Here is a 17,722-nt window from a genome sequence, read left to right on the forward strand (position 1 = left end):
CAGTGGTGAGCAGCGGGAGCCAGATATGATTAATCAGATTCTTGCTTTCTCCATCGCCAATCGCTGGCTCGTAATCATGGCAGCCATCGCCATGGGTGCGCTCGGCGCGTGGAACTTCACGCGACTTCCGATCGACGCGGTTCCCGACATCACCAACGTGCAGGTCCAGGTCAATACGGTGGCCCCGGGCTATTCGCCGCTTGAGGTTGAACAGCGCATCACGTTCCCGCTCGAGACGGCCATGGGCGGCCTGCCCAAGCTCGAATACACCCGCTCTCTCTCCCGGTACGGATTGAGTCAGGTGACGGTCGTTTTCAAGGACGGTACCGACATCTACTTCGCTCGCCAGCTCGTCAACGAGCGCATCCAACAGGCAAAGGAGCAGCTTCCACCTGGCATTGAGACCTCGATGGGACCGGTCTCCACGGGTCTGGGCGAGATCTACATGTATGCCGTCGAAGCGAAACCAGGTGCGAAGAAGCCCGACGGAGAGGCCTATTCGGCGACAGACCTAAGAACCATTCAGGATTGGATTATCAAGCCCCAGCTTCGCACGGTCCCCGGCATAGTCGAAGTCAACACGATCGGCGGCTACGAGAAGCAATTCCACGTTCTGCCCGATCCGGCCAAACTAATGGCATACAAGCTTACTTTCCGTGACGTTATGGCCGCGCTGATGACGCACAACGCCAATGTCGGCGCGGGCTACATCGAGCGCAATGGGGAGCAATATCTGGTGCGTACACCCGGCCAGGTAAACACGCTGCCCGAGATTCGCGATATCGTCATTAGCTCACGGGCAGGAGTGCCACTGCGCATTAGCGACGTTGCGGAAGTCAAAGAGGGAACGGATCTCCGCACGGGTGCCGCCACTCTTAACGGCAAAGAGACCGTAATCGGCACAACTATGCTGCTGATCGGCGATAACAGCCGCACAGTCGCGCAGCGTGTAGCCAAGAAACTCGAGGAAATAGGGCGCTCTCTCCCTGATGGTGTCATAGCGCGCGCTATCTACGACCGTACCAAGCTGGTTGAGGCGACAGTTTGGACTGTCGAGAAGAATCTTCTGGAAGGCGCGTTGCTGGTCGTCGTCGTCTTGTTCCTGATTCTTGGCAATTTCCGTGCGGCTTTCGTGACCGCCTGCGTCATTCCGCTCTCGATGCTCTTCACCATTACCGGAATGGTCGAGAATCATATCAGCGCGAACCTGATGAGTCTTGGCGCGATCGATTTCGGAATCATCGTCGACGGTGCAGTTATTGTTGTCGAGAACTGCCTGCGACTGTTGGCGGAGGAGCAGCACAAGCGGGGTCGAGTCCTGAATCGGGAGGAGCGCTTCGCGACTATTCTCGCGGGTGCGCAGCAGGTTATTAAGCCCAGCCTATTTGGCACATTGATTATTGGTGTCGTCTATTTGCCGATCCTTACGCTAACAGGCGTCGAAGGAAAAATGTTCACTCCTATGGCGCTGACAGTGCTCGTGGCGCTCCTGGGTGCGGCGATTCTTTCAATGACGCTCGTGCCGGCAGCCGTTGCATTGCTGGTAACGGGTAAGGTGGCGGAGAAGGAAAACTTCTTCATGCGCGGCGCGGCGCGAATATATGCACCGGTCCTGGAACACGCAATCCGCTTGCGTTACGTCATCGTCTGCTTGGCTGTGTTGCTGGTCGGGGTAGCGGGCGTGGCGGCCTCGCGCATGGGTGGCGAGTTCATTCCTTCACTCGACGAAGGGGATATCGCCATGCACGCCATGCGGATCCCCGGTACAAGTCTCTCCCAGTCGGTGCAGATGCAGGAGGCATTGGAGAAGGCGGTTCTTGAATTCCCAGAAGTGAAGGAAATCGCCGCAAAAATCGGCACCGCGGAGGTGGCGACTGACCCAATGCCGCCGAACGTAGCCGACAACTTCATCATGCTGAAGCCGCGGAGTGAGTGGCCCGATCCAAACCGTTCAAAGGCCGATCTGGTGGCTGCAATCGAGAAACGCGTGGAGCAGATACCGGGTAACAACTACGAGTTCACGCAACCTATTCAGATGCGGTTCAACGAGCTGATCTCGGGCGTTCGTAGCGATCTCGGTATCAAAATCTTTGGGGACGACCTCGACACGCTGCTTCAGATCGCAGGCAAGGTTCAGCAAGTCGTGCAGGCCGTGCCCGGAGCTGCCGACGTCAAGACAGAACAGGTTAGTGGTCTGCCGATGCTGACGGTAAAGCCAAACCGTACTGCGCTCGCGCGTTATGGAATCAGCTTGGCGGAGCTCCAGGAAGTCGTCGAGATAGCTGTCGGTGGCAAGGAGGCCGGCCTGATCTTCGAGGGCGACCGCCGCTTCGACATCGTCATTCGCCTTCCGGAACACCTCCGGGTCGATATCGATGCGCTGTCCTCATTGCCGATTCCTTTGCCCGCCGCCCAGGCGGGAGCGAAGGAGAATGGCACCGGCCGCATCGTGCAGACGGGGATCGGTGTTGCCGCACCCTATATACCCCTCTCTGCGGTTGCATCAGTCGAGGCAGCGCCCGGCCCCAACCAGATTAGCCGCGAGAATGGCAAGCGCCGCGTGGTCGTCTCGGCCAATGTGCGAGACCGGGACCTAGGGTCGTTCGTAACCGAGGTCCAACGGCGAGTGTCGGAGCAGGTCAAACTGCCGGCCGGCTACTGGGTTGGCTGGGGTGGCCAGTTCGAGCAGCTTGTGGCGGCAACACAGCGGCTTGCAATTGTCGTCCCAGTTGCCTTGCTTCTGATCTTCGTCCTGCTGTGTATGAGTCTGGGTTCGGTGAGCGATGCCCTTCTTGTGTTTAGCGGTGTGCCTTTGGCCTTGACGGGGGGTGTCGCGGCACTAGTCCTTCGCGATATCCCACTATCGATCAGTGCGGGTGTAGGATTCATCGCGCTATCAGGCGTAGCCGTGCTCAACGGGCTCGTGATCATAACTTTCATTCAGGAACTGCGCGCAGAGGGGAAGCAAGTTCGCGAGGCAGTTCTTGAAGGTGCGATGAAACGGCTTAGGCCGGTCCTCATGACAGCGCTTGTCGCTTCACTGGGCTTCGTCCCAATGGCGGTCGCCACTGGCGCAGGGGCGGAGGTACAGCGGCCGCTGGCCACCGTCGTCATCGGCGGAATCATTTCTTCGACGATTCTGACGCTCGTGGTGCTTCCGGCGCTCTACGCGCTGTTTCATCGAGACAAAACCGTTCAACAAGAGGAGACAACATGAAGGCGTTTATGATTACTGTGATTGCGTTGGTATGGGCCGGCGCTGCCGTAGCGCAACATAGCCACGACAACGCGAAAGGCCCGAACGGCGGGAAAATGCAGGACGTAGCCGGCGTGCATGCCGAACTGTTGATTTCGGGCAACGTTGTGACCATCAACCTGGTTGATGAAGCAAATAAGCCCACATCGGCCAAGGGCTTCAGCGGTTCAGTCTTGATCGTGTCTGGGGCGACGCGAGAGACGGTGCAGCTCGCGGTGGAAGGCGACAGCTCGCTCAAGGGAGCTGCCAAAGCAGATATTCCCGCCGCGGCTCAGGTAACTCTGGTGTTGAAGAACGCGGCCGGCAAGTCCGGCCAGGCCAAGTTCTAATCTCGGTTGAAGCGGCAGCCGGCCCTATGCCGGCTGCCGCAACCGGCATCTTTTCGAGTTGCCGTCGCAGCTCTTATCGAGATGCGCAGCGGAAGGGACTTCGGTCCGATCAATGCTGAATATCGTACTACGCGATCCAGTCTTAGGCGCTACGGAGCGGCGATGGCATCAAGAGCGGCGGTCTGCATGGCTGCGCCTGGTCGCGCTCGCCATCCTAGTCGTCAACCTTGGCCTCGCTACTCGGCACGCCAGCATTATCATTCACAACAATGTCGTGATCGTTTACGGGCTGACAACCATCACTGCGCTTGCACTGGCTGAATTGAGGCGTGGTCCCGCGTGGCTGGCATGGGCGTTTGTCACATTCGATGCGCTACTGGTTGTCGTTCTCTTCCACGAGCATCTTTTTGCGCCGGGAAAGGAGCTTGATCACGACCTGACAGCGCCTTCGCTGGCAATCGGCTTTGTGTTGTTGACGCACGTCGCAATGCGACTCCGTCCAATTATGGTCCTCCTGTTTTCCGGGCTGGTTGTCTTGGGCTGGCTGACCCTGCTTGTGGTGGCTGTGGAGGCGCATCTAGGGAAGGGTCCCACACACGCGCTGGACTGGTCTTCATTCATGACCGAGGGAGCGTTAGCAGCGGCGTTCGGATTTTCGGCGCTCGTTTGCGCCCTACTTGCTCATGATCACAACGTCCTCTTAAGGAGTGCGGTTATTGCGGAGCGGCGTCGAGCAAACCTTAGCCGCTTCTTCTCGCCCGCTGTTCTAAACGAGCTCCAGGCCAGTGAAACAAGGCTCCCGCTCAGCCGACGGCAAGTCGCCGTGATGTTCGTCGATCTACGTTCGTTTACTCGTCTCAGCGAAGACATCTCGCTAGAGGAGCTCGCGAAACTTCTTGCTGAGTTCCGTGAGTTGATTACGCGAGAGGTGTTTGCTCACGGCGGAATGATTGACAAATTCATCGGTGACGGAGTCATGGCTGCCTTCGGGCAGCCCAAAGCTGCCGTGGACGACGCCACGCGCGCTGTGGATTGTGCTCTTCATCTCGAATCAACGCTTCGGGAGTGGAGGGAAGCGCGGCGTCGGCGCGGCGAGGCCGCGCCAGACGCCGGCATCGGCCTTCACTTTGGCGTCGCGATCGGAGGCGTTCTCCATAGTGGCTCACACGACGAATTTACCCTTATCGGTGACGCTGTGAACGTCGCTCAACGCTTGGAGCGACTTTGCAAGACGTTGGGGGCATCCATCGTTGCCTCGTGCGAGGCGGTTTCAGCGGCCGGAAGAGAACATGCCACGCAATGGCGGCATGCGGACGATACAGAACTCGAAGGCCGGGCAGGCCGAAAGCGCATCACTTACCTGCCTCGCAAAAATGAAAGGGAAGTCCGGGGATCGGGACGAAAAGGAATTAATCTATGAAAACGCTACTTCTGATCGCGGCAATGATGTTCTGGGGTGGAACATCTGGCGCCCAGCGCAGCGACGTTGTTGGTGGTCCACACGGTGGCAAACTCCAGGAAGTCGCTGGAGTACAGGTTGAGTTGCTCGTCGGGGAGATGGAAGTGACCGTCTACGTATACTCAACAGACAACACCCCCTTGGATGTTCGGGATTTCAATATAACCGTGAGCATTGTCTCAGGACGCAACCACGAGCTCCTCCAGTTACGGGCAGAGGAGCCATTCAAGCTGACGGGTAATGGGAAGGCATTCTTGCGTCCCTATTCGGCGGTCAAGCTTTACCTCACGACTCCCACCGGCATGACCGGCAGCGTCGAGTACTAGGAGCCTTTGATGTCTGGATCCCACGGACAGCACGACGGCAATGCGCATTCGCACTCTGATGGCGAAAGCCGCGGCGCCGACCGGAAGGATCACACCCGGCAAGGGGAGGGGGATCATTCCCATGCTCATGGCGGCCCATTCGGCAAGCACACAGAGCTCATCTTCTCCTTGGGTTGCGGAGCTTTATTGTCTGTAGGTTTCGCCCTTGAGAAGCTTTTCCCGACAACTCCGACCTGGGTACCGCTAGCGCTTTATGTCGGCGCTTATGCAGCCGGCGGTTTCTTTACCGTGCGTGAAGCTACGGACAACATTCGGCAAGGCAAGTTCGAGATTGATACCCTAATGCTCGTGGCAGCCGCTGGTGCTGCGATACTGGGAGCGTGGGTAGAGGGCGCGTTGCTCCTGTTTCTGTTCAGCTTGGGGCATTCGCTCGAGCATTTTGCGATGGGGCGTGCAACGCAAGCAATCGAGGCACTCGCTAAGCTAGCGCCTCAGACAGCTACCGTTCGACGGGATGGTAAGGACACCGATGTATCTGTTGATCAACTAGTTGTTGGTGACATCGTACTCGTTCGGCCCAACGAACGCCTACCGGCGGACGGCTTTGTCATGAAGGGAGAGTCGAGCGTCAATCAAGCGCCGGTTACTGGCGAAAGCATTCCGGTTGATAAGAGGGCAGTCACAGACATTAGCGAGGCGCGAAACCGTCCAGAAATTGTTGATGCTGCCTCTCGAGTCTACGCAGGGACTATCAACGGTGCGGGCCAGATTGAGATCGAAGTCACGCGTCGATCGAACGATTCCGTTCTGGCAAGAGTCGTGAAGATGGTGAGTGAGGCTGAAGCGCAAAAATCGCCCACTCAACGTTTTACTGACCAGTTCCAAAAGCATTTCGTACCGGTCGTCTTAACGCTTGCAGTGTTATTGCTCTTTGCGGGGGTGTTTATCGACGAGCCGTTCAGTTCCACACTCTATCGATCCATGGCTGTACTCGTGGCAGCGAGTCCCTGCGCTCTGGCAATCGCCACGCCAAGTGCTGTTCTTTCTGGAGTGGCCCGCGCGGCTCGAGGAGGTGTGCTTATTAAAGGCGGAGCTCCTCTGGAAGCGTTGGGAGCTGTTCAGGTAATGGCTTTCGACAAGACCGGAACTCTCACTGAGGGACGTCCCCAAATCGTCGACGTAGCGCCGGTCGAGGGCGTTACGGAACTCGAGTTGCTTGAAGTGGCCGTCGCCGTGGAACAGGCCAGTGACCATCCTCTAGCTCAGGCGATAGTTCGCGACGGGAAGCAACGCCTGGGTACTCGAGAGCTTAGACGAGTTGACGACCTGAAGAGCCTTACCGGTCGCGGCGTAATGGCTACTCTGGGCGATGAACCGGTTTGGATCGGGAAAGCCGAAATGTTCGGCCAGGACAGCATTCCTTCGTTGGGAGAAAGCGCACTGAAGGCAGTCGCTCGGCTTCGCGAGGCGGGCCGGACAACGATGGCTGTTAAATGGGGCCAGAGGGATTTGGGCGTAATCGGCCTGATCGATACGCCTCGAGAAGGGGCCAAGGAGATGCTTAAGCGTCTGCGCGCTCTTGGCATCACGCGGATGGTCATGTTGTCCGGTGATCATCAGAAGGTCGCCAACGCAGTCGCACAAGAAGTGGGACTTGACGAGGCCCGAGGCGACTTGATGCCCGAAGACAAGGTCACGACGATTCGGCAGCTGCGCGATGAGGCCAAGATAGTAGCCATGGTCGGCGACGGTGTTAACGACGCGCCAGCGATGGCTACCGCATCTGTTGGTATCGCAATGGGAGCCGCTGGGTCGGACGTGGCGCTGGAAACTGCGGATATCGCACTGATGGCTGATAAACTAGAGCATCTTCCGTTCGCCGTTGCTCTGAGCCGTCACACGCGATCGATCATATTCCAGAACATCGTACTGAGCCTTGGTGTCGTGGTTCTGCTCGTTCCAGCCACCATCTTTGGGCTGGGTATAGGGCCGGCCGTGATCGTGCACGAAGGCTCAACTCTTGTCGTCGTCTTCAACGCACTGAGGATCCTAGCCTACAAGAGTGGAAGTACATGAACGAACGCGTTCGCGAGATCTACCCAATCCCGATTACTCCGAGACCGAGGAAGGGTTCTTCGCCGAAGCACGACAGTGGAGGATGTGATGAAGCGCTTGTTTTGCGGACTGACCCTATTGCTGCTTGCCGGATGTAGCGGAACGGTTCCGGTCACGGGCCAAACGGTCGATGGCGAGACTTTCTCGGGCACTTTTAGCCGGCGAACCGATGGGCTTGGGGGCGCCGTGGCGCTTCAGAGTAGTGGCGGCGTGATTTGCGATGGTCGCTGGCATCTCGACGAGAAGAAGACAGGTTCTGTCGCTGTTACCTGCAGCGATGGGCGCACCGGTACCGCCGAACTTACAGCTCGTCCCATCGGCGGAACGATGAAAGGCATGCTTGGTGGCAAGTATTTTGAAGGTCAGTTCGACGATCCATCACTTCCGCAGTGACATGCCCGGCCAGTCTGAGTTCGCATTGTAGCTTTACAGATCGAGGAGAGAGCAATGGCAGATACGGCGACGCCTGTTGGCGACGAAGGACTTCTTTGTCCTGCTTGCAGAGTTGATTTGGTCATGAGTGAGCGCCAGGGAATAGAGGTCGACTACTGCCCTAAATGCAGAGGTGTGTGGCTGGACAGGGGAGAACTCGACAAGATCATTGAGCGTGCTACCTCTGAGGAAAATCGAGGGGTTGTGCAATCCGCCTCACCGCGGAGTCAGTCGTATGCCTCAAACGACGGAAACGCTGGTGGTCACGGGTCTGGGCACGGCAAACGTCGCGGTGGCCACGGTCAAGGCGGTGGGCGCGAATCATTCTTTAGTCGCTTGTTCGACTGAGTGCCGTCGAGAAATGGCACTTGGCGGAGCAACGCGATACACTGATTAAGGGGATGAGTATGACCGCAGGTTATCCGCCTGTTAGGGCACTGGCCGCCGGTACCGCTGCAGCTCAGCACAAGGGACGTCTTGTCGGCGCTCTGTCTCTCACGATCACCTTCATGGCTATCGAGGTAATAGGAGGGCTATGGACCGGCAGCCTCGCATTGCTCGCCGATGCTGCACATATGATGACAGACGCCGGCGGCTTGGTTTTGGCGCTTATCGCTATTCGCTTTGCTGAGCGTCCAGCAACACCGCAGAAGACCTATGGCTATGTTCGAATGGAGGTGCTGTCAGCGCTGACCAATGCTGTCATTCTGCTTCTGCTGACCGTATATATCTGCTTCGAAGCTTATCAGCGCTTCTTGAATCCGCCTGACATTCTGGGCGGTCCCATGTTGGCGGTCGCGGCGGCTGGGCTCGTGGTCAATCTAATTAGCATGAAGTTGTTGTCGGCAGGCTCATCGACGAGCCTCAATGTGAAAGGTGCCTACTTCGAGGTCCTGAGCGACATGCTTGGCTCGCTCGGGGTCATCGTCGCCGCGATCGTCGTCATGCTCACGGGATGGAAGCTAGCCGATCCTATCATCGGCGCCGGCATTGGTCTGTTCATTGTCCCGCGCACCTGGATTTTACTGAAACAGGCGATCCACATCCTAATGGAGGGGACGCCTCCCGAAATCGACATGGCGCTACTGGAACGCACACTTAAAGAGATCCCCGGCGTGGTCGCTGTCGATGATTTGCATGTCTGGACAATCACGTCTGGGATCGACGCGATTAGTAGTCACCTTGTGGTAGCTGACATTTCCCAAGCAAGGGCGGTTCTGGTCGCTGCAAACGAAAGTATGAAAGCGACCTTCGACATTAAACACACAACGTTCCAGATCGAAGACCAGGTCCTCCGCGAGGCTGAAGGACCACGAAGGTTTTAGGATGCCACACGATATTCTTGTCGATGGCCGATTGGTTGCTGGCGGTGTCGGCGCGAAGCGCACTGAAAGGATGGCTAAGGCCTTCGTTGCAGTTGGTGCGACCCTCCTTCTCTTGGCTGCTTGCGGTTGTTCGCGGGAGATCGGAACGAAATTTGAGCCGTCGCTCGCAGACCGGCTGGTGCCGGGCTCATCGACGCTTGGGGATGCGGTTCGACTATTGGGTAAACCCTTCAAAACCAGGGACACCTTGCGTGGCATTACCTGGGCTGAATGGTGGTACCTGAAAGATCATTCCCAACGCACAGAATCTCAGGATCTCGTGGCGCTATTCGCTGCCAACGGCACCTTGCTTTCGATCGTCCGACGGCACGACTGTCGCCCATAGTTCGCGCTATCCAATGCCAAGTATGTCTCGCTGCTGGCATCAAAGGTGGAAGGCTAATCGTATGAAAGTCTCGCGAGGGTTGTCACGGAAGGCACTAGCTAATTGCCAGCTGGCGGCCGAGATATGATCTCATCTATGGCGAGCTGGGAGACGTTGTCTCACCTGATCAATCTCGCAGTCGCCTATGTTCTTGCGCTTCCCATTGGCTGGAATCGTGAGCGCGAAGAGCGCAGCGCTGGCATTCGGACTTTTCCTCTCGTTGCAATGGCCGCTTGCGGCTTTGTACTGGTGGCAGTCGGTGTGCTCGGCAAGGAATCGGCAGGCCAGGCACGAATCCTGGAGGGGCTTATTACGGGTGTGGGTTTTATCGGAGGCGGCGCGATCCTGAAGCATGGGGTGCAGGCGCTCGGAACCGCGACAGCAGCAAGTCTATGGGCGACCGGTGCCCTCGGCGCGGCGGTGGGCTACGGACTTTACGATATCGCGGCGATGTTGAGCGGTGTCGTTTACCTGACCTTGCGCTATCTCGCCCCCCTAAAGGAGGTTGCTCGCCAAGAGAATGGTGAGAGCGAGTAGGTATCTTGCAAAGCAATCTACTGGATAGCCTTTATCAGCACCTCAGACGCCTAAGACGCGATACCGAATGGTGGATGGACAAGCTGAGTTGCAGATTGACGGCGAGCATTGCCGTTAGCCAGAGCTCCGCTTCTCGCGGGTGAGGACGCAATATGAGCAATCGGCGAGCGTTGCGGCGCATGCGGCGTCTCTACCGAGCGAAGCCGCGTACATCGTCTAAATGGGAACGCATGGCTTTCTTGGCTGTAGGCGCTGGAGCGCTCATTGTAGCCGCTTTTGTTTTCAACTCGTTTATTGGAAGAGCGAACCCACCCCGTATGGATGCAAACAACGAAGTGCAAGTCGCTGAGGGTCGAAACATTTTTCGGCAGGCCTGCGCAAGTTGTCACGCTGAGTTGCTTCAGGCGCAGATTGAGTCGTCGGAGCACTTAGGAAGCGGAATGCTGTCGCTGCCCCTGCTTAATGCTTCTGGGCGAGCTTGGCGACTTACCGACAAAGAACTATTTGTGATCGTGAAATCAGGGCATGGCGCATATCCGGCTAAGTCTGGCGCCGACGTGCCTGCATTTGAAAGCCCGATCGGAGATGGGGATATTGCCGCCGCGCTGGCATACGTGAAGAGCACATGGCCTGTCGAGGTTCAGGCCCGCCAAACGCGCAGGAGTTTAGCGTTTTGGCGGGCGACTCCACACTGAACTAACGTGCTGAACTTTTCTCGCCGGATATCCGTCGTTGCAGAGTAAGGCAAGGTCTTGAGCGCCCGTGGCCGAACGCGCAGCCCACGACCGGGGGCGGCCGCCCGCACGCTTAGGGAGGAGTGCGCCGCGAGTGTCGTGACGCGTCGCACGGCCTCGATGTCGCCAGCCGCACCTGACATGATCGACAGTGAAGTGGCCATACGATCGCGCCGTAAACGTCACCAGGAAATCGCAAGCTAACACCTAGTCGAGCCAGGGAAGTCCACGATCGCGGCGAAGCTTATCGACGGCATCGGCGCCACGGCGACGAGCGGGGGCGGCCGAAGCGGATCGTCGCATCGCTGCGCACACTGGGTGGGGCCGAGACCTTAGACAGCATCGACAGTGCGACCGTCGTTCACGCGGTTGCGGTTCTGCCAGTGAGCCCAGATCGACGTATGCTCGACATCATCGTGTTCTTAACACGCACGCTTGCGACCCCGCTGTTGTTGGGGGGCTTGCGGGCGTTCTTTCAACCGTGATCGGCGTTCATGCCGAGTGAGTCCCGTGCCCGTATCGTGACGACAGACAGCCATCGATAGCGGGGTCACCTGTCCCGGGGCAGGTTGGCGTTGCCATGGGAGAGTATTGCCCGCCGCTTGCACTCGATCGTCACCGCCGCCTGCTTCGTGGGGGGCGTCACGGAAAGGGCCAGCATTCACTCGGTACCGGCAGAATCCTCCGCCTCGTAGACCAGTCTCCTTCGTCGATTTTCCGCATTCGAGGGAGAAAGACATGTTACGTACTTTTTCTCCGCTCTTTCTGCTGTTCGCCTTCGAAACAGCAGCAAGCTGGCGCGCGCAGCCGGTCGCAGTTCGATCCTAGAGACTTTCAGCGAGGCACATACAGCATTCCGTCTTGATCCTGTAGGGGCTACAGGACGCATTATGTCCATAGTGCCCGGAGCGGATCATGCGACACCTGCTTGATATCGCCAATAAAATCGATGCGCTGAACAGGACTGTCGCCAAGGTCGTGCGATGGGGACTGCTCGCCAATGCCATCCTCATCACCCTAAATGCATTGAGCCGGAAACTGCTTTCCATCGCCTACTCATCGGCGTTCGACCTCCAGTGGCAGTTCTTCGCCGCCACGGTCCTCCTGATGGCGGCCTATACCTTCCAGCGCGACGAGCACGTCCGTATCGATATCGCGACGGAACGGCTTGGCGAGCGCGGACTTGCGTGGCTCGATCTTACCGGCATTTGCCTGGTCCTTCTTCCCGTCTGCGTGGTGCTCGTATGGGTGAGCACTCCGCAGTTTCTGACCTCTATTCTCTCCGGCGAGAGCCGGGCAACCCGCGAAAGCACGAGCGAGATTCCCGGTTGGATCATAAAGGGCTTCATTCCCGCCGGCTTCCTCCTGCTCGGCCTGCAAGGCGTGGCCGAGGCGATCCGCTGCGTCGCGTGCATCAGAGGCGTTCTGCCACGGCCCGTGCGTCGCAATATGCTGATCGAGAAGCGCTGACATGGGCGAGATCCTCGCGCCTGCCATGTTCCTCTGCCTCGTGCTGGCCTTGTTCCTCGGATTTCCGGTCGCCTTCACCCTGGCAGCGGTCGGTGGAGCTTTCGGAATCATCGGCGTCACGACAGGCCACTTCCACCCTGCCTTCCTCATCAACATGGTCTTCAGGATCCAGGGCGTATTCAACAACGACAACCTGCTGGCGCTACCGCTGCTGATCTTCATGGGAATGCTGCTCGAACGTACAGGCATCGCCCAGGATATGTTCGTGGCACTCAATCGCCTGTTCGGAAGACTTTCCGGAGGACTCGCCTATACAACGATCATCGTCGGCGCGGCCCTGTCGGCGATTACGGGATTTGTATCGGCGTCCGTCGTCGCCATCGGGCTCATGGCTTTACCGGTGATGCTCCGCTCGAAGTACGATCCGCGACTTGCCACGGGCGTGGTCGCCGCAGCCGGTACTCTCGCCCAGGTCATTCCGCCCAGCCTGGTTCTAATCATCCTCGCCGAACAGCTCGACGTGTCACTTCTCGAGATCTACCGCGGCGCGCTGTTGCCGGCCGCGCTGTTGATCGCGCTATATCTGCTTTACATCTTCTTTGCCACGCGCTGCTTTCCGAAACGGGCACCGCCCGCGCCGGAGGATGAAGCCGCGACGCGATGGCAAATACTCGTCGAAGTGCTGCGGGCGGCTGGTGCACCTCTGGTCATCGTCTCGGCGGTGCTGGCCGCAATCTACTTCGGCGTCACGACACCGACCGAAGGCGGTGCCATCGGTGTTTGCGCCATCTTGCTAGTGGGCCTGGCGAGCCGAAAGCTGACCGGCCGCAACCTCCGGCAGGCTTTGGATGTCACCGGGATACTCTGCTCCGGCATCATTTTCCTGTTGTTGGGAGCTTCGTTCTTCATACTGGTCTTTCGCGGCGTCGGCGGCGACCTCTGGATTGAATCGCTCTTCGCCCATCTGCCGGCCGGCCAGCTTGGTTTCATCGTATTCGTCAATGCTGCGATTTTCGTCCTTGCTTTCTTCATGGATTTCTTCGAGATCGCCTTCATCGTGCTGCCGCTGATCGCTCCCTTGGCGCGGCAGCATGGCATCGACATGGTTTGGTTCACGGTACTGCTGGCCGTCAACCTGCAGACCTCGTTCATGCATCCCCCATTCGGGATCGCGCTCTACAATCTACGCAGCGTAACGCCCGCTACGATTCGGACGTCGCAAATCTATTGGGGAGCGGTGCCGTTTCTCGCGCTGCTAATCCTGATGGTGGGGTTACTCATCGCCTTTCCCCAGATCGTGACGCGCCCGCCGGCCGCGCCACCAACGGGACCCATAACCATCGAGTTGCCCGGCCCACCCGCCGACAATTGAAACGGGAGGAGCTGAAGAATTAAACCATCGTCGAGAGCGCATCGATCACGCGACAATCCATGACGCGGCCGTTCTTGCAGCCACGTACCATTCGCTTCAATTCGTCGCGCAGTACGTTCAATCGGCTCAATCGGCTCTCAACCGCCAACAGTTGAGCGGACGCCAAATCCGACGCGGACTTGCAGGACAATTCAGGCGTCTCCTGCAGGGCGAGCAGCGCACGCACGGAGGCCAGTTCAAAGCCAAGGTCGCGCGCGTGGCGGATGAACGCCAACCTTCTCACATCCTGCTGGCCATAGATCCGGCGACCATTGGCGGCGCGAAGGGCCTTCGGCAATACGCCGACACGCTCATAGTAGCGGATCGTCTCGATATGAACGCCGCTTTGCTTGGCCAGAGTACCGATAGGCATCATCGCAGATGACCTCTTGTTCCTGTAGTTACTACAGGAGGTATGATCGCGCGACGCAGGACAAAGGACAAGCGATATGGACGCGACAACCCTTGAACGCCCGGTGCGCTATCGCGTAACCGGCATGGATTGCTCCTCGTGCGCAGCGAAGATTGAAGGCGCAGCGCGCAAGCTGCCCGGGATCGACGATGTCAGGGTTTCGATTGCCTCACAGGAGATGACGCTCAAGCTGGGAGATAAGGGAGCATCGCTGCCGGAGCTTGAACGGACGATCACCGGTCTCGGCTACCAACTCACGAAGCTTGGCGCAGATGACGACGACGATAAGGTACCGGACCTTTCCCATGTGACGCCGGCCTACAAGCGTGCCCTCTGGATCGTCATCCTTCTAAACGTCGGTTACGGCGCAATCGAGATTGTCGGCGGCTTCCTCGCCGGCTCGCAATCGCTCAAGGCCGATGCTCTCGATTTCCTGGGCGACGGCCTGATCTCGTTTCTTGGTCTGATCGCCATTGGATGGGGACTGAGGGCCAGGGCGAGTGCGGCCCTGTTGCAGGGCATCTTTCTTGCGGCCTTGGGCGTCGGCGTGATCGCGTTCACGGGATACCGCGTGCTGGTCCTCAGCCAACCCCATGCCGAACTGATGGGCATTTTTGGCGCGGTTGCGCTTGCGATCAATGTCGCTGCGGCTCTCGTCCTCATTCCCCATCGCACCGGAGACGCGAACGTCCAGGCGGTCTGGCTGTTCTCGCGCAACGACGCCATTGGCAACGCGGCCGTCGTCGTTGCGGCAGCACTCGTATGGTGGACAGGGACGCCGTGGCCTGACCTCGTAGTCGCTGCGGTGATAGCCGGGCTCTTCCTTCACTCGGCCTGGTCCATCATTGGCCACGCACGCGCCGACCTGCAGCAGGCTGGTCGCACGGCCCAATGCGGCCGGTGCAGGGCGTCGGCATTGGCTGCGCGCTTGCTGCATCCATGGTTGATCAGGCAAGCAAGGCCATCGCCATTTCAATGGGGCCGCGGCTGGAAGCGGGAATCGAGGTGTTGCCGGTCTTCAATCTCGTCCTCGTGCGCAATCGCGGCGTGAGCTTCGGATTGTTGGCCAACCTTCCCTGGTGGGCGCTGGCGATTACTGGCCTCTTGGCCGTCGCGGGCCTTTCTGTCTGGCTGTGGCGCACCGACCGGAAGTTGGATGCCGCCGCTATCGGTCTGACTATTGGCGGTGCACTCGGCAACATTACGGACCGTATGCGGTTCGGCGCCGTCACCGATTTTCTCGACTTCCATGTTGGCATGTACCATTGGCCAGCGTTTAATTTCGCCGACATTTCGATCGTGAGCGGTCTTGCGTTGTTGCTCTGGAGAACGCGGGAAGAGCATCGGCGTGAACCTGCGAACTGAACAACGAAGAATACGGTGCGTTGATACGATTCAGCGCTCGCCGGGCTGAAGGGTGAATCGCAATGCCAGAGGAATAATGGTTATTACGTGGCCGACGCGCGACGCTGGTTTTGCCAGAAACCGATTGCCAGTAAGGCCGCCATCACGACCTGGGCAGCGACGCCCTGCATGGTCGGATATAGTCCGAGAAAATCCACGCGGATAACGCCCGCCAGTTGATCAATGGGAATCCAGCCCGCCTCCTGCAGGGCTGCGATACCCTTTCCGACGAGCACGACGCAGAGGACAGCAAGCAGCATCGAGCTGAATGCGAAGAACTTGGCAATCGGCAACGAACGGCTGTAGCGCATCAACGCCCAGGCTATGATTGCAAGCATGGCAATAGCCGATGCCGCGCCGGCAAGGACGGCGCCGGCATGGTTCTCGTCCCAGATGGCGGCGCAGAACAGGATGGTCTCGAAGACCTCGCGATAGACGACGACGAAAGTCAGCCCGAACAGACCCAACATCGACTCGCGTGAGAGTGCGCGGTTGAGCTTGTCACGGATGTAGCGCTGCCATTCGCCGGCCTGGCTCTTGCCGTGCATCCAGATCCCGACCCATAGCAAGATAAAGGAAGCAAAGAGAGATCCGAAGCCCTCGGTCAGCTCGCGATCCGCGCCACTGATCGAAATCACATACGTGGCGAGGCCCCACGTGAGGAAGCCGACGGCCAAGGCCGCGATCCACCCGCCATGAACATATCGAGTGGCTTCCGGTCGGTTGGCTTTGCGCAACATGGTCAGCATGACGACCACGATCAAGAGCGCTTCGAGGGCTTCGCGGAGAAGCACGGTGAAGGCGCCGAAAAAGCTCGATGCACTGCTCGCATGGCGGGGGTCGAGCGCCTCTTCGGCTTGGTCCACTAGACCGTCGATTGTTTTTGCCTGCGTGCGAACGGCGTCCACAGTTGCTCCGCGTCCGATCGCGGCGCGCAGTTCTCCCATGGCGCCTTCAATGCTGATCATGAGGTCTTTGTTGCGCGCCGAGAGCAAAGGCTCGACGGGTTCGAAGCCGTCGAGATAGGCGGACAGGGCAAAGTCCGTCGCAGCGCGACGGTCGCCTTTTTCGTAGGAAAGGACTGCAGAGGTCAGCCGCGTGCGGACGAGCGCAAGCGAGGCGTTGGTCGAGGGTATTACGGCCGCCGGATTGCGCCGAAGATAGGCCAGAAGGGCGCTTGCCTTTTCGTCGCCCACACGACTGGCCAGCACCGCCGGCCGCTCGCCGACCAGGTTGGTCAGGTTCATCTGCTGGCGAAGGTCCTCGTCACTCTGCCAGAGCTGCTGCCCTTTAGTGGCGTCCGCAGCGGGAAAGGCCAGCGAGCCGACATAAAGGGCAAGTGCCCAGCGGTCCTGGGACGGCAACTGCGCGAAACTCGCCATGCTGGTGCCGTCGAGGCCCTGCTCTATCACTTGGTAGAGTGCGAAGAGGCTACGCTCGATGGCGCGCTCCTTATCGGTGAAGTCGATGGGAGGGGGCTTGAGGTCGGCTGCTGCAGGTCCCTTGCCGTTGCCGCTGGCACCATGACAGTTCGCGCAATGCTCGGCATACAGGACGCGCCCGGCCGTATAATCCGGCACAACGGCAGGCGCCAGCGGCACGGGATAGGCTTTGATCAGGTCCGCGGCCAGATTGCGCGCTAGTTCGGCGACCAACTCGGCCTTTTCCTTGTTCTCAATGGCCCCCTGAAGCTCTACGGCACGTTTGCGAAGATCGCTCTTGGCGTCGGACGCCGGCAACCCTTCCAGCCTCTCCGTCACCGACCCGACGAACTCGACCATCTCCTTGTATTCTTCGCTGCTGACGACAACGCCGTCTCGGACCGCACCGCCATAGTCGATTGCCATGTAGTCGAGCAGACGCCAGATCGTCAGTGCTGGTGCAGTGTCGGCACGGGCTCCAAGCAGGAAGAATTGGCTGACGAGCAGCAGTACAAATGCCGCTATTCTAGGACTCAACATAATCGCCTGCTTCCGTACGGATGGTCGTGGACAAATATCAGATCGGTACAAACGGTCGCGTGACCCGGTGTGCCAGCTTCGCGCCACAAGAGTATGCCGCAAAAGCGTGATGGCAGGTTTGTCCACG

16 protein-coding genes are annotated in these 17,722 nt (G+C 58.8%); 14 read left to right on the top strand and 2 right to left on the bottom strand.

Features of this window, described 5'->3' with window-relative positions; genetic code table 11:
* Positions 1-25: 25 nt before the first annotated feature.
* The 12 genes from ACO07K_RS08910 (at position 26) to ACO07K_RS08965 (ending at position 13,779) form a co-directional block, all read left to right on the top strand.
* Complete coding sequence (locus ACO07K_RS08910) at positions 26-3,217, top strand: efflux RND transporter permease subunit (protein ID WP_422035566.1); 3,192 nt, start codon at positions 26-28, stop codon at positions 3,215-3,217.
* A complete protein-coding gene (locus ACO07K_RS08915; protein WP_422035567.1) occupies positions 3,214-3,585 on the top strand; it encodes a hypothetical protein in 372 nt (123 codons plus the stop codon). The genes ACO07K_RS08910 and ACO07K_RS08915 overlap by 4 nt, the downstream gene beginning before the upstream one ends.
* A gap of 112 nt (positions 3,586-3,697) precedes the next feature.
* On the top strand, positions 3,698-5,005 hold the full coding sequence (locus ACO07K_RS08920) for an adenylate/guanylate cyclase domain-containing protein (RefSeq protein ID WP_422035568.1): 1,308 nt from the start codon (positions 3,698-3,700) through the stop codon (positions 5,003-5,005).
* Complete coding sequence (locus tag ACO07K_RS08925) at positions 5,002-5,370, top strand: hypothetical protein (protein WP_422035570.1); 369 nt, start codon at positions 5,002-5,004, stop codon at positions 5,368-5,370. Before ACO07K_RS08920 ends, ACO07K_RS08925 begins: the two co-directional genes overlap by 4 nt.
* Positions 5,371-5,379: 9 nt before the next feature.
* Positions 5,380-7,446, top strand: a complete 2,067-nt coding sequence (locus ACO07K_RS08930; RefSeq protein WP_422035571.1) for a heavy metal translocating P-type ATPase — start codon at positions 5,380-5,382, stop codon at positions 7,444-7,446.
* 87 nt (positions 7,447-7,533) lie between these two features.
* On the top strand, positions 7,534-7,878 hold the full coding sequence (locus ACO07K_RS08935; RefSeq protein ID WP_422035572.1) for a hypothetical protein: 345 nt from the start codon (positions 7,534-7,536) through the stop codon (positions 7,876-7,878).
* 54 nt (positions 7,879-7,932) lie between these two features.
* Positions 7,933-8,265, top strand: a complete 333-nt coding sequence (locus tag ACO07K_RS08940; RefSeq protein ID WP_422035573.1) for a zf-TFIIB domain-containing protein — start codon at positions 7,933-7,935, stop codon at positions 8,263-8,265.
* Positions 8,266-8,324: 59 nt separating this feature from the next.
* Positions 8,325-9,242, top strand: coding sequence for a cation diffusion facilitator family transporter (locus tag ACO07K_RS08945; protein WP_422035574.1), 918 nt, complete (start codon positions 8,325-8,327; stop codon positions 9,240-9,242).
* A 520-nt stretch (positions 9,243-9,762) separates the two neighbouring features.
* On the top strand, positions 9,763-10,203 hold the full coding sequence (locus tag ACO07K_RS08950; RefSeq protein WP_422035575.1) for an MgtC/SapB family protein: 441 nt from the start codon (positions 9,763-9,765) through the stop codon (positions 10,201-10,203).
* Between the two features lie 317 nt (positions 10,204-10,520).
* Positions 10,521-10,898 carry a c-type cytochrome gene (locus tag ACO07K_RS08955; RefSeq protein WP_422036647.1) on the top strand — a complete coding sequence of 126 codons (378 nt, stop codon included), beginning with the start codon at positions 10,521-10,523 and terminating at the stop codon, positions 10,896-10,898.
* Between the two features lie 954 nt (positions 10,899-11,852).
* Entirely contained in the window at positions 11,853-12,407 is a 555-nt protein-coding gene (locus ACO07K_RS08960; RefSeq protein ID WP_422035576.1) for a TRAP transporter small permease subunit, read from the top strand.
* Between the two features lies 1 nt (position 12,408).
* Positions 12,409-13,779 carry a TRAP transporter large permease gene (locus tag ACO07K_RS08965; protein ID WP_422035577.1) on the top strand — a complete coding sequence of 457 codons (1,371 nt, stop codon included), beginning with the start codon at positions 12,409-12,411 and terminating at the stop codon, positions 13,777-13,779.
* A 19-nt stretch (positions 13,780-13,798) separates the two neighbouring features.
* On the opposite strand, the gene ACO07K_RS08970 is transcribed toward ACO07K_RS08965, so the two are convergent.
* Complete coding sequence (locus tag ACO07K_RS08970) at positions 13,799-14,194, bottom strand: MerR family transcriptional regulator (RefSeq protein WP_422035578.1); 396 nt, start codon at positions 14,192-14,194, stop codon at positions 13,799-13,801.
* A gap of 73 nt (positions 14,195-14,267) precedes the next feature.
* Between ACO07K_RS08970 and ACO07K_RS08975 the strand changes: the two genes are divergently transcribed.
* Entirely contained in the window at positions 14,268-15,281 is a 1,014-nt protein-coding gene (locus tag ACO07K_RS08975; protein ID WP_422035579.1) for a cation transporter, read from the top strand.
* The gene (lspA, locus tag ACO07K_RS08980; RefSeq protein ID WP_422035580.1) at positions 15,206-15,595 is read left to right on the top strand and encodes a signal peptidase II; all 390 of its coding nucleotides are present in this window, start codon (positions 15,206-15,208) and stop codon (positions 15,593-15,595) included. The genes ACO07K_RS08975 and lspA overlap by 76 nt, the downstream gene beginning before the upstream one ends.
* A gap of 83 nt (positions 15,596-15,678) precedes the next feature.
* Here lspA and ACO07K_RS08985 read toward each other — a convergent pair whose 3' ends face one another.
* Complete coding sequence (locus tag ACO07K_RS08985) at positions 15,679-17,721, bottom strand: FTR1 family protein (RefSeq protein WP_422035581.1); 2,043 nt, start codon at positions 17,719-17,721, stop codon at positions 15,679-15,681.
* Position 17,722 lies beyond the last annotated feature (1 nt).

It is taken from the genome of Reyranella sp., from assembly GCF_965228225.1.
Lineage (GTDB): Bacteria > Pseudomonadota > Alphaproteobacteria > Reyranellales > Reyranellaceae > Reyranella.